Annotated in this window: 13 protein-coding genes; 4 read left to right on the plus strand and 9 right to left on the minus strand. The window is 35.7% G+C overall.

Translation table 11 applies throughout. The features are described from left to right. Nucleotide 1 precedes the first annotated feature (1 nt). Nucleotides 2-2098, minus strand: a complete 2097-nt coding sequence (locus B5X51_RS15995; RefSeq protein WP_217699535.1) for an N-6 DNA methylase — start codon at nt 2096-2098, stop codon at nt 2-4. A 164-nt stretch (nt 2099-2262) separates the two neighbouring features. Further along, nucleotides 2263-3021: a DUF481 domain-containing protein gene (locus B5X51_RS08330; RefSeq protein WP_079720683.1), complete on the minus strand. Its 759-nt coding sequence runs from the start codon at nt 3019-3021 to the stop codon at nt 2263-2265. A 195-nt stretch (nt 3022-3216) separates the two neighbouring features. On the opposite strand from B5X51_RS08330, the gene B5X51_RS08335 reads away from it, so the two are divergent. The 4 genes from B5X51_RS08335 (at nt 3217) to B5X51_RS08350 (ending at nt 7340) form a co-directional block, all read left to right on the plus strand. Further along, complete coding sequence (locus tag B5X51_RS08335; RefSeq protein WP_079720684.1) at nt 3217-4449, plus strand: PAS domain-containing sensor histidine kinase; 1233 nt, start codon at nt 3217-3219, stop codon at nt 4447-4449. A 38-nt stretch (nt 4450-4487) separates the two neighbouring features. Then, the gene (locus B5X51_RS08340) at nt 4488-5519 is read left to right on the plus strand and encodes a response regulator (RefSeq protein ID WP_079720685.1); all 1032 of its coding nucleotides are present in this window, start codon (nt 4488-4490) and stop codon (nt 5517-5519) included. An 84-nt stretch (nt 5520-5603) separates the two neighbouring features. Continuing rightward, nucleotides 5604-6347, plus strand: a complete 744-nt coding sequence (locus B5X51_RS08345; protein ID WP_079720686.1) for a universal stress protein — start codon at nt 5604-5606, stop codon at nt 6345-6347. Between the two features lie 363 nt (nt 6348-6710). Then, nucleotides 6711-7340: a carbonic anhydrase gene (locus B5X51_RS08350; protein ID WP_079720687.1), complete on the plus strand. Its 630-nt coding sequence runs from the start codon at nt 6711-6713 to the stop codon at nt 7338-7340. Between the two features lie 124 nt (nt 7341-7464). On the opposite strand, the gene B5X51_RS08355 is transcribed toward B5X51_RS08350, so the two are convergent. From B5X51_RS08355 to B5X51_RS08385, 7 genes are all read right to left on the minus strand, one after another. Then, on the minus strand, nt 7465-7857 hold the full coding sequence (locus B5X51_RS08355; protein ID WP_079720688.1) for a group III truncated hemoglobin: 393 nt from the start codon (nt 7855-7857) through the stop codon (nt 7465-7467). A 9-nt stretch (nt 7858-7866) separates the two neighbouring features. Beyond that, nucleotides 7867-8148: a hypothetical protein gene (locus B5X51_RS08360; protein ID WP_079720689.1), complete on the minus strand. Its 282-nt coding sequence runs from the start codon at nt 8146-8148 to the stop codon at nt 7867-7869. 125 nt (nt 8149-8273) lie between these two features. After that, nucleotides 8274-9548 carry an acetyl-CoA hydrolase/transferase family protein gene (locus tag B5X51_RS08365; protein ID WP_245828718.1) on the minus strand — a complete coding sequence of 425 codons (1275 nt, stop codon included), beginning with the start codon at nt 9546-9548 and terminating at the stop codon, nt 8274-8276. A gap of 4 nt (nt 9549-9552) precedes the next feature. Next, the gene (locus tag B5X51_RS08370; protein ID WP_079720691.1) at nt 9553-10131 is read right to left on the minus strand and encodes a YceI family protein; all 579 of its coding nucleotides are present in this window, start codon (nt 10129-10131) and stop codon (nt 9553-9555) included. Between the two features lie 125 nt (nt 10132-10256). Continuing rightward, nucleotides 10257-11507 (minus strand): hypothetical protein, encoded by a 1251-nt coding sequence (locus B5X51_RS08375; RefSeq protein ID WP_245828719.1) that lies wholly within the window; start codon nt 11505-11507, stop codon nt 10257-10259. Nucleotides 11508-11566: 59 nt separating this feature from the next. Beyond that, a complete protein-coding gene (locus B5X51_RS08380; protein ID WP_079720693.1) occupies nt 11567-12154 on the minus strand; it encodes a YceI family protein in 588 nt (195 codons plus the stop codon). A 265-nt stretch (nt 12155-12419) separates the two neighbouring features. Next, nucleotides 12420-13298, minus strand: coding sequence for a cell division protein FtsX (locus tag B5X51_RS08385; protein WP_079720694.1), 879 nt, complete (start codon nt 13296-13298; stop codon nt 12420-12422). Between the last annotated feature and the right edge of the window lie 250 nt (nt 13299-13548).

A 13548-nucleotide genomic window follows, 5' to 3' on the forward strand; every position in this document is an offset into this window, starting at 1 on the left:
TTCATTGAAAGCCAGTTTCATATTTTTCAAAACCATCATAATCCTTATTAATCATGTAGTAATTTGGCTTACGTTTAACCAATTCAGAAAATGTAATATTATCAAGTTTGCTATCTTCAAGGAATCTATATTTGTCCTTTCTTTTTCCAAAACAATCGTAATGAAATACCTGTCCGAGTTCATTCAATTTTTTCTTTCCGGTCTTTATCAAAATGTTAATGGAAACTCCTTGTTGTATATCAAATACGTTTTCGTCTTTGCTTCCATCGGGGGCGGTTTCTTTCTTTTTGGAGTTTCCGTGTAGATCTATCGTGTAGATTTTATCATAAGTTTTTAATAAATTCCAGCGCATTCCTCTAAACGTTGGATTATCTAAAAAGCCGTGCGGGTTGATGAAAGCTAAAATACCTTCGCCATTCTTTTCAATAAAATGTTGTCCATAACGCATAAATTTTACATAATCGTCATTTATTACTTTTGAATTACGCTCCTCAAGTTTTATTTGCCTTCCTGGTTCTTTTTTGTAATCTTCCATTAAGCTGGAAATCCATTTTCCAGTATTAGCGCTACTTACCGCATACGGCGGATTCCCAATAACACACATTACCGGGGTATCGCGTTTAATATGGTTGGCCTCGTTGGCTTCGGTACTTAACCAGTTGGAAAAAAGGGTGCCGGTGTCTTTATGGTGCTCCTCTAAAGAATTGGTGAGATACACATTTAGCCTTTGGCTGCTGTTTTCTTTATAGCCGGTTTCGCGCAGCAGCATATCCAGTTTTAAATGTGCCATAGCATAAGAGGCCATCAATAATTCAAATCCGTTTAAACGGGGAATTAAATGTTGCTCTACATAACCGCTCCACGCGCCCTGCATGGCTTTAAATTTTTTGCTGTAAATATAATTCACCACTTCGGCCAAAAAAGTTCCCGTACCGGTTGCAGGATCTAAAATCTGGACTTTATGAACTTCTTTTTCGGTTTGTTTATAACCGGTGGCAGAACGTTTATCGGCTACATCGGTATTTACCTTTATTTTGGTTTTGGAGGTGTCTGCTAAACCTTGGGGCAGGTTGAATTCGGTTTTTAAAACATCGTCTACCGCACGTACAATAAATTTCACCACCGGCTCTGGCGTGTACCATACTCCGCGTGCTTTTCTAAGTTTAGGATCGTATTCTGCCAAAAAGGTTTCGTAAAAATGAATAATGGCATCCTGGGTTTGGGTACTTTTCCCAAAGTTTTTCAGCAGTTGTTCTACGTTTGTTGCTCTAAAAACATCGGCAAGGTTATCTACGGTGGGTTTTATACGAGCATCAATATCGGGGCCGGCTACATAGCCAAATAATTTCCGAAGAAAGGGATTTGATTTTGGGATAAGCTCGGCGGCTTCCTGCCTGCTAAAATCTTGTAGTGTAGGATCGTGCAAACGGGCGGCAAACATTCCATAAGCCAGGGTTTGCGCATAAATATCGGCAAAACCTTTTGGAGTAAGATCGTGGATAAGGATTTCCTTAAAAGTTTGAAATTGCCCCTGCAACGAAGTGTTTTCCTGGGTTTCCTCATCTGAAGTAATGGCATTTTCCAGGATGTTTTGTAGCAACCGGGCTTTGGCCGCCATCATTTCGGCCAGTCTTTTAGCCGATTTAATGGTTTGACCAATAAAGCTGCAAAAGTTTAAAATAAGATTTTCAAACTGCTGAAAGTTTTCCGGGATGGGAATTATATTTCCGTTTTCAATTTCGGCCAGTTTTATTTCGTGTACCAATTCGCCATTCTGGAAAAACTGAAACCACAGATAATCGGTAATAATTAGGTTATCCAGGGCATTGCGATAGCGTGAAAACTGCTCTTTATAAACTTTAGAATTCAGGTCTTTACCAACATCTTTTGCTTCAATATATCCAATGGGGATTTTTCCGTTGGTCAAGACATAATCGGGGTTTCCACAGTCGGTAACATTGGTCGGTTCGTTGGTAATATCTATATTGGTTAAGATGCTTCTGAGTAAATTCTCTAAGTCGGCCCTGTAGGAATGCTCGCGGGAAATTCCGGAAACATATCTTGAATTCACTATTTCCAGGTAGTTGGTTATTGTCATGTATGTAAAAAAAATAAGGCTTTTGAAAAGAAAAGGGAAGATAAATTAATTAAAGTACTTATAAAATTAAGCGATAGAAAAAATTGCCTCGAATTCACGAATGTTTTTACCCAAACCACAAAAGTTTTAAAACCTGTAAGGTCTTTTATTATTGCTGCCTCCTTTTAAATACTAATCCCAATTCCAATTTGTAATTCAGAGGTGTATTCCCGGGTATTTAAAGGTGTTTTACTGTCAAAATAATAATCGTAGATCATAAAAACTTTAAACCATTCGGCAAGCGGAATATCCAATTTAAATTGATCTAAAACCCGGTGATCTTTAAAATTTTTATAGAGCGGTTGGTAATAAACCGTATTGGTGATAGAGAAACTTTTTGTTTTTGATAAATAAGAAACAGAAAAATAGGTGCTGTTTCTATGGTTATATTCTGTAGTATTTGCTTTATCGCTGTATTCTACTTCATACATATAACTATTACCAATATGTCCGGTAAAGTTTTCCCGGTTAACCCAATTGTATCGTAATCCGGCACCAACAAGGTTTCTTTGCTCTACCACCAAAAGTTGATTGTACTGCCCCTGTAAAAATGCTTCAGAACTCAACTTTGAGATTAATTTGTAATTAAATCTTGTATGCAGAAACCAGGAGTTTTGCAAATTCCCCTCATCGGCATCTATTAACTTGTAATTCCCCAAAAAGAGATAGGTTCTTTTAAAATCTTTTGATTTTAATTGCGTGGTTAGGGTTCCATTTATCTGGTTTACTGAAACCCCGTCGTTATTGGAATGGTTAAAGGCAAATTCGGCATCTAAAACAAAACGTGACGAATCATTTTCTATTCTTTTGGTTTCTATGTTTACCAATTGTGCATTTCCAAAGATTGGAACAAGTAAAAAAACAAAGAGAAGTTTTTGAAACATTAGGTTTATTTGGGGGTAAAGATAAAAACTAAAGGCTGTATGAAAAAGGCCGGGATTTCTAAACGCTTAATTTTTAGTTGTATTACTAAACTACCAATTTTTGCTCCGGTTTTCCTGAGAAATTAAAATCCAGTTTTCTTAATAATTCGTTCAACACTTCGTAATTTAGTTTCCTCAAATCCTAACCTGTAAATTGTGCCTTTAGAATTTTTTAAAGAAAACGAAGAAGTATTTAATACCTTATTTGAAGCGGCCTCAGAAGGTGTTGTTGTAGTGGATGCCGAGCAAATAATAGTTACCGTAAATAAAGCTGCCTTAGACATGTTTGGCTATAAAAAGGAAGAACTTTTAGGCGCACATCTCAATATCCTTATTCCAAAAAAATATAAAGCTAACCACCATGAACATTTTGATAGTTTTATGGAACATAGCGAAAAGCGGCAGATGGGGCATGGCCGGGAATTGTTTGGAGTGAAAAAAAATGGCGATCAATTTCCGGTAGAAGCGGGATTGAATCCGTTTAGAGCAGGTGGAGAACGCTTTGTAATGTCTTTAATAGTAGATATTACGGTTAGAAAAGAAAATCAGCGACAAATTAGGGAATTGAATGCCGAGCTGGAAGGTAAAATAAAGATTAGAACTCAGGAGCTTAGGAACACGGTTGAAGATCTAGAGCAGGAAATTGCAAAACGGAAAGAGGCAGAAAAACGTATTAAGCTTGCTTTAAAGCAGGAAAAAGAACTCAATGAATTAAAAACAAAGTTTCTTTCCCTGGTTTCCCACGAATTTAAAACTCCGCTTAGCGGGATACTTACTTCTGCTGTTTTAGCTGAAAAATATACCCAAACCGAACAGCAGGAGAAACGCACCAAGCATCTTACCACTATTAAAAACAAGGTGCATTATCTTAATAATATTCTTAATGATTTTCTATCCCTGGAACGCCTGGAATCTGGAAATGTAAACTATAAATACACCGCCTTTAGTCTCAATAAATTAGTAAATGAGGTAATTTATAACGCCAATGTAACACTTAAATACGGTCAGGAAATAGAATATGACAATGATATGAAGGATCTTACCCTGTATCAGGATGAAAAAATCCTGGAACTTGTTCTTTCAAATTTAATTGGAAATTCTATTAAATACTCTCCGGAAGATTCTACCATATTTTTTAGAATCTACCCAAAGGATAAAAAAATTATTTTTGAAGTAGAAGATGAAGGAATGGGAATTCCCAAAAAAGATCAAAAACATATTTTTGAACGATATTTTAGAGCCGAAAATGCTTTGTTAAAACAGGGAACAGGTATTGGGCTTAATATCGTTAAAGTGCACGTAGAAAATATGGGAGGAACCATATTTTTTGAAAGTGTAGAAAATAAAGGTTCTAAATTTACCGTAACATTGCCTAATCAAAATAGATAATATTCTCTTTGTTTAGGTAGAATTGAAAATAGCTTAAAATGAAAAAAATACTTTTAATTGAAGACGATGTAACCGTTAGGGAGAATACTGCAGAATTGTTGGAACTCTCAAATTATGAAGTAGTAACTGCCTCTGATGGTAAAAAAGGGGTAGATAAAGCCAAAGAAGAAATTCCCGATATTATTGTTTGCGATATCATGATGCCAGAGCTTGATGGTTACGATGTACTTAGCACGTTATCTGAAGATCCAACAACCAAAGGGATTCCTTTTATTTTTCTTTCAGCAAAAACCGAGCATAAGGATGTAAGAAAAGGGATGGATCTTGGTGCAGACGATTACCTCACCAAACCTTTTGATGAAGAAGATCTTGTAAGTGCTATTGAAAGTAGGCTGGCGAAAATAGAGATCATAAAAGCACAGGGAAAAGATGATGATTTAGAAGCGGTTCAAAATTTATCTGCTTTTAGGGAAATTATGAAAAGCCGGGAGCAGGTTGAATTTAAAGCTGGGGAAAATATTTATGAAGAAGGAAAATCTTCGCTCCATTTTTATATGGTAGGCCGCGGGGTAATAAAAGCTCATAAGTTTGATAGTCGCGGTAAAGAAATGATTACTGAATTATATAAAGAAGATGATTTTTTCGGGAACCTTAGCTTTAATAAGAACTCAGCTTACGGCGAATATGCTACCGCTTTAGAAGATAGTTTGCTATACATGGTTTCTAAAGATGATTTGCGCGATATCTTGAAAAATAACAGCAATATTAGTATGGAATTGCTGCAGGAAATGGGAGACCATTTAATGGGTGTAAAAGAACAATTAATGGAGATTGCTTATGCTTCGGTGAGAAGGAAAACAGCGCGTACCATTTTGTTATTTGCTCATAAAATAAAGAAAAATCCTTTACATAGTATTAGAATTTCCCGGGCCGATCTAGCCGGAGTTGCCGGTATTGCTTCAGAAACTTTAATAAGAACGCTTTCTGATTTTAAGAAAGAAGGGCTTATAGAAATTGAAGGAAGAAATGTTAAGCTTTTGGATGTGCATAAACTGGAGCATATTAGTTAATTCTTAAAAGACCTGACGGGAATCATATTTGGGGTTGATCTTTCAAACTATTTTTGACCAAAATTAGTGCTGAATTTCAAGCTCATGAATGTTTTAATACTTACAGACTTTTCTGCTCAGGCCTATAATGCTGCGAGATATGCCCTGAACTTAACCTCTGGGTCTTCTAAGTTCTATGTGCTTCATGCCTCTAACGGGGAAGCAGCACAAGTAGAGGAGTCACTTTTAGAATTAGTGGATAATCTTAAAGAGCAACCCCAGGCGGTAAATCATGATTTTTCAGCACTTCCTTTTTCTGATAATCTTATCTACGCAACTCGAAAAGCTGTTTTAGAAAAACGGATAGATCTTATTGTTATGGGAGCTTCAGGGAAAAATACGTCTAATTTTCAGGGGCTTGGTGGCAATACCTGTAGCGTAGCCAAGAAAGTGAAATGCCCGGTTTTGGTTGTTCCAAATTGCGACTTTAAACAATGGGAGAGATTATATCTTCCCTTAGATTTGCGTTTCCCTGTGAACACCAAAGCTTTACAATTACTTGAAAAGTTACCGGTGGTAGAAAATGTAGCTTTAAATGTATGGGAATTTGATTTAAATGATTCGGGTGCAAAAATTGATAATTTTAATTTGGTTAATTATCAAATTGAAAGGCAAACCTTAAAGCGTGAATCAGATTTCCTGGAAAAATTTTGGCCAGAAGCAACTGTAAAAGCCAATTTAATCTTATTTTTTGCCCGCCAACTTCATATAACAGAGAAACTTTTGAATAGGCTTTCTACGGTAGAAACACGAAAACAAAATCTTCCGGTACTTATACTCCACGAATAGACTTTTAAGCCTTTACCGGTTAAAATCAATCTAAATTTTTCGCTCTTACCCCTAAATTTCACTCGAAATTTTGCTATAAATTTCCGCCAGGCCAAGGTGAAACTTTATTAAAGTGAGCTTAGAAATTAAAAATTCTTCGGAAACCCTTTTGAATAAAGATCATTGAGGCTTTAAAAAAATATTTAGGACACTATTGGGTGAAAATTTACATTGGGATTCTTTGGTTATATTGGTTTTGCAATTTATCAAAGAAAAACCTAAGTTTATGCGCGTTCCTAAAAAAGGATTATTGCTTTTATTTAGAAGAAAGAATTAAGGCTGAAACTTTTGGGTACAGGATGTTAACTTTATATAACGAAAACAATGAAGATTAAACAGATTTTTGAAAACAATAAGGAGTGGATTCAGGAAAAATTAAAGACAGATTCAGATTATTTTAGCAATCTTTCTAAAGGGCAGGATCCTGATATTCTTTATATAGGATGTTCAGATAGCAGGGTTACGGCTGAAGAATTAATGGGGGTAGCACCCGGCGATGTTTTTGTACATAGAAATATTGCCAATATGGTACCAAATACCGATTTAAGTGCGATGTCTGTAATAGATTATGCTGTTGCACACCTTAAGGTTAAACATGTAGTGGTATGTGGCCATTATTATTGCGGAGGTGTAAAAGCTGCTATGCAATCTCAGGATTTAGGTATTTTAAATCCGTGGTTAAGAAATATTAGGGATGTATACCGTATTCACCAGGCCGAACTGGACGCTATAAAAGACGAAGAAGCACAATATAAAAGACTTGTGGAATTAAATGTGCAGGAACAGTGTATTAATGTTATAAAAACTGCAGAAGTACAGAAGGCAGTTTTAGATAGGGGTATAGCCGTACACGGTTGGGTTTTTGATATTCATTCTGGTAAGTTGATTGACCTGAAAATTGACTTTTCGGAAATATTGAAAGATGTAATGAAAATCTATCATTTAGATAGTTAAACAATACAAATTTTAAGTGCCGGGTTTTCTTTAGAAAATAATTATACAGTTTAAATCCCAGGGAAAACGAAGCATTTTTAAGAAGCTGTCTGAAATAATTTTAAAATTTTTACAGACAGCTTTTTTATGCCTTACTTTCTCTTGCCTGAAACATTTTTAAATATAAATGGGAAGACATCTTCCTGGCGTTATTTTTAGCCCGGTTGGCTAACTCACCTTCAAATAATTCATCTATGGTTTCAAACCACAGGTTTAGCCATATCCCAAAATGATAGGAAGAAATTTCCTGGTTATTTTCCTGGTCTACCTGTACATGAACCTTTTGTGGGTTTCCTTTATACAAAGCTTTAAAAAAGAGGTTGCTCTCCCAGAAATCGGTTAACTTCTCGAGATGGGCATCCCAGTCCCTTATAACCTCATTAAAGAAGTGACCAATCTCAGGGTCTTTTCTTACTTTTTTATAAAAACTGGAAACAAGTAAAAAAACATCTTCCCGGGTTTTAATATCGGCTGACATAAAAAGGTTTTAGAAAATATTAATAATGATAAAGATAGCAGATGTTGCCAGACTTATTAACAACGAATTAAATATTATTTTTGGTTTAAATTGAGCTAAAACCAAAGCGTTATAGCTCATGCAAACACTCACTACAATAAATAGTTGAAACATATCAAAAAGTGTATGCCCATTCATTAGAATTAACATAGCAGCTACAGATCCCAGGCAACTGGAGGCAATAATCCCCAATGTATAATGGGCTAAACTCAATTCTTTAAAATCTGCCAGTAAATTATTATAAAGTTTCATAATTTTTGATTTGGGATCAAAATTACGATTAAGAATAGGCTTGTCTTATGAGTCAAATCATAAGAGGAAAAAGGAGGTTAAAAGATGCTTAAGCCACTTTTGTATGCCGGTTTGTAAAAAATAACTTAACTAAACTGGGTATAATAATCTCTTTCTAATTGCTCTCTGTGATCTGGATGTGCTATAGCAATAAGTTCTTTTGCTCTTTGCTTGAGGTTTTTCCCATAGAGGTTTACAACACCATATTCTGTTGCTATATAATGCACGTGTGCCCTTGTGGTGGTTACACCGGCACCTTCTTTTAAAAAAGGTACTATTTTGGAGATTCCGTTTTTGGTAATAGAAGGCATGGCGATAATAGGTTTGCCGCCTTCAGAAAGGGCTGCACCTCTTATAAAATCCATTTGCCCGCCAACTCCAGAGAATTGATATTTCCCAATCGTATCGGCACAAACCTGGCCGGTTAGATCTATTTCTATAGCCGAATTTATTGCAGTCACTTTTGGATTACGCCTAATAATAGCAGTATCGTTTGTATATGCCGCTTCTTTAAAATGAACTATAGGATTATCGTCTATAAAATTATATAAATCAGGTGAACCCAGCGCAAAACAAGTAACCAGTTTTCCTGTTTTTATTTCTTTGTTTGCACCCGTGATCACACCAGATTCAACAAGTGGTAAAATTCCGTCAGAAAACATTTCGGTATGAATTCCCAGGTTTTTATGGTTTTGAAGGTTGCTTAAAACCACATTAGGAATACCCCCAATACCCATTTGTAGGGTAGCACCATCTTCAATTAATTCGGCAACATGTTTACCTATTTGCTTTTCAATTTCGGTGGGCTCTGTAATGCTTTTGGCAAAAATAGGTTCATTTACTTCTATGGCCGCATCAATTTGGCTACTGTGAATAATCCCGTCACCGTGTGTTCTGGGAACTTTTGGGTTTATTTGTGCAATTACTTTTTTTGCGGTTTGAATAGCTGGTAAAGTGATATCTACGGAAGCCCCAAGTGAGCAATAGCCGTGTTTATCGGGAGGGGAAACCTGTATAAATGCTACATCTAATGGGAGAAGATTTCTTCTGAAAAGATTGTGAATTTCACTTAAGAAAATAGGAATATATGTGCTTTTATTAGAATTAATTGCACTTCTCACGTTTCCGGCAACAAAGCAGCTATTAATATGAAAAGCTTTTGAGTAAGGTTCTTCGGTATATTTTGCTTTTCCTTCTGTATGAATTTGAAGAATTTCTACATCTGTCAATTCATTATAGCGCTCGCATAATGCATTAATTAGTGTTATAGGCGTCATTGCAGCACCCTGAATAAAAATACGATTACCCGAGTTTACTATAGCAACAGCCTGCTGGGCCGATAATATCTTTGGATTGTTCACAATTTTAAGTTTTTATATTTAAATTAAAATCGATCTCAATTTCTTCATCTATTACAATTAAGCCAAAAATTTTGGTAGGTGCTTGTAGATTAAAGTCTTTGATGTTTAGTTCTAATTTGCCTTCAAAACGAATTTCGTTTTTCCAGGTGATTTCAATTGGAAAGCGGTAATCGTTTTCAATTCCTGCAATGGTAAAACTTAATGTTACTGTAGCGTCGTCTTCCTTGTTGAGATCTATTTTTTTTATTTTCAAAAAAATCTCCGGGTATTTTTCAGTTTTGAGAAGGTCGTGAAAATCTTTATTGATTTTCCTGTGTCCACAGTCAAAATTTTTATTTTCCAAGGTAAGGATACTGTTTTTGAAGATTAGGGCACGTTCTTTATCAATATAGTGAACCTTAAAGCTTTCGTTTTTAAAGGAAAGTGGATTAAAATCACATTTAAATTCATTGATGTTTGTAGTGCCGGCAATACTTAGGCTACTGTTGGGCAGGATGACAATTTCGCGGGTCTCTAAGCTAGTTTGTGCCAGGCCCGAAAAACTAAGAAATAAAGCGAATAAAAATAGGAAGTAAGTTTTCATCCTGATTAAATTAGGGCATTTTTATAAAGATATGCAATAGATTTTTACTGAAAACTTGCTGAAATCAGAAAATAAAAAGCCCCGGAGAATCTCTTAGAGATAACATCCGGGGCTCAACATTCAACTTAAAAACTAATCGCTGCTTCTAGCGTAATCCCGTTGAATTGACCTCCATTGTTTATGTCTCCTACAGGGTAGTCGTTGTACTCCTGGTTAACATATTCCAATTTAGCAAGAATGTTCTTTGTCATGAACCAACCTGCACCTAATTGGAAGCGGTTTACGCTAATGTCAGTATTATTGTCAAGTTCACCGTCTACAGTGCTATAACGACCTCCTAAGTAGAAATCTTCGTTTGCACCAAATCTGTAAAGAAGCTCACCTGCATAGTGGTTGTATGTTCTTGAATCAGTATCGTTTTTGTCTTGACCACTTATAGTTTCAATGATTCCGAAGAATTCAAGTCCGCCATATTTAATGAATGGGTTGATCATTACAGATGTCATCTCATTTTTGAAAGATGGGTTGATACGTCCAGCTCTAAATCCAGGCCCGTTTCCATCAACATCAGTCATTACGTTGTAGTAACGAGTACCTGCACGGTCACCTGTGTAAAGGTAGTTACCACGGCCGTAGTTATGTCCACTGTGTAAAAGAGATCCAGTTAATCTAAATCTAAAGTCCTCATTAATTTGGTTGTCATATCCAAGTTTTGCAAGGAAAGTAGGGTCTGTTTCACCATCACCGGCAGTAGACTGGTTTAATTTACCGTTTGTAAATCCTACCATACCTAACCAAGGGCCGTTGAACATATATACTTCAGCACCTACTTCTGTAGTAAAACTGTCCATTAAATAGTTTCCTACAAATGGGTTGTGAAGTGAGTGAGCATTGTCTGTTCTTCTAAAGTGTGCATCACCATAGTTACTTTCCATGTGACCTATTTTAATTCTCAGGTGATCCATAAGACCTTGAGCAAACCCTTCGCTTACGAAGTCTAATTTGTCAATCTGGATATAACCACCTTTTACATAGGCTTCAGTATGGTGTTGAGAAGAAAGATATGTTCTTAAGTGCATTCTAACGCCATCGTAAAGCAATACATCAAGATCAAGGTTAGCAGTTGCAAGGTTAAAGTTAGCTTCAAGATTTTGAAGTTCAGCCGCATCAGATTCGTGATCTAGTGACTGGAACTGGATAGTAGATGCACCACCTACTCTTACCTGTACTCCATCAAACTCAGTATCAGTATCTTTTTTAGCTTCAAAATCATTGACACCGCGTTGGTCTCTTTCTCTAAAGTTAGAAAGATCTCTGTCCCATATAGTTTTTCCTTCTACCTCTTGTGCTTGTGCCTGAAAGCCTGCCGCCATCATTAAGGCAATTCCGAAATATTTAATTGAATTTCTCATTGTAATAGTTTTAAATTGAATAGTTATTTAGAAAATGTTGATTTGAATTTAATAGTTAGTTCTTCTCCTGTTGTAATTGTTCCAAACATAGCAGTAGGAGGGTCTACTTTGAAATGCGTCATATTGATATTTTGTTTGCCATTAATTTGTAATTTATTTCCATTTAATTTAACTGTGAATTCTACAGGAACCTGTTTAGAAACTCCTGAAATTTTTAGTGTAGCAAGACCATCTACCTGGTAAGTGTCGCTACCTTTAGCTTCAATTTTTTTAACTTCTTCAAGTTGAAATTCTATGTTTTTATATTCGCTAGTGTTAAGCGCTTTATAAGCATTTTTGTCCATTCCACCTTTTCCGCTATCTAAACTTTCGGCAGCAACGCTAACCTCTAGGCTGGAAATTCCTGTAAGTTTTCCTTCTTCTGTAGTGATTGTGGCGTTACCTTTTTTAGAATTAGCCTTCATTTCCCAGTCGTGGATATTAGAAGTTCCTTCAACAATAATTTCTGAAGAATTGTCCATTCTAAAATTTTGGCCAATCATACTTCCTGCGGTTAGCAACATAAAAAACACTCCTGTGAGTAGTAATTGATATGATTTTAAAACATTCATGATATTAGGTTTTTAAGTTGATACAAAGTTGGGGTAGAAATTCAGCAGAATTTATGACGAGAGTCAGGTTTGCGCAGATTTAATTTAAGACTTGTTGGGGATTTGCATGGAGTAAACTCCTTGTTTATTAATACTTTACAAGGGCTAAAACGTTTTCGAATCGCCTATTTTAAGATTTTTCTTCTACTGCAAAACTAATAAAACTTGTAGGAATTACATAGAGATTATGTAGGAATAGTGCTGTTTACCTGGTAAATTAAATAGCTTAATAATAAAGCTCATCGGTTTTTAGGTTTAGAAACCTTGAGGTGGCAAAAAAGGTGCTTAACCAGGTAATTAACACTCCCAATGCAAACACCCCTATAAACAAACCGGCAAGTAGTTTAACGTCTGAAGTTAAAGAGAGTTGGGGGAAACTGTTGTTAAGGTAATATAATGCGCCTGCCATTCCTGTAAGGGCAATTATAGCTCCAATTATTCCCAGTTTTACGCTTTGCCAGATAAATGGCCTGCGAATAAATCCTTTGGTAGCACCTACCATTTGCATGGTTTTTATAATAAATCGTTTAGAATATACTGAAAGTCTAATGGAACTGTTTATAAGCAATACCGCAATAAATGTGAAAACTCCGCTGGCAATAAGTACCCATAAACTAATTTTCTTTACGTTTTCATTTAAAAGAGCGATAAGTGGTTTATCGTAAACCACCTCATCTACGAAATTTTTAGAAATAAGATCTGTTGCAATGGCATCTACCTGTTCGCCAGAGACAAAATCGGCATTCATATAAACATCTATGGAATTTTGTAAAGGGTTATAACCTAAAAAGTCCATAAAATCTTCGCCTATTTCCTTGCTATGTGCCTCGGCTGCTTCCTCTTTAGAAACATAGGTGGTAGACTTAGTATAATCTGCCATAGCCAGGCTTTTCTTGAGTTGTTCTATTTCAACTTCTTTGGCATTATCTTTTAAATATACCGTAAGAGCGATTTGTTCTTTAAAATGATCGGCTACTTTTTTGGTGTTTAAAACCAGCAATCCCAGCATTCCCAATAAAAAAAGTACTAAAGCAATACTAATCACTACCGAAAAATAAGAAGATACCAGGCGGCGTTTCTGGTATTTTTCAAAGGATGTGCTCATAGGGCGATTTCAGATTTTTTGTAAAAATAAAAAAGATAAGCGTTCAATATATTTAAAACGTTTAAAGTTTGAAAAAATTAGCGAAGACAAAAAATATTTTTCCCCGAACCTACAATAAGTTATACTTGATAATTTCTAAATTCGTCAAGCTGATTTCTTGTTTCAGCTTCTAATATGTTCATTAACTTAGATGCTGAAATATCCCGAAGTTTCGGGGGAGAATAAGAATTTCAATCAATTTTTAGACATA

The organism is Salegentibacter holothuriorum, from assembly GCF_900168045.1.
Lineage (GTDB): Bacteria > Bacteroidota > Bacteroidia > Flavobacteriales > Flavobacteriaceae > Salegentibacter > Salegentibacter holothuriorum.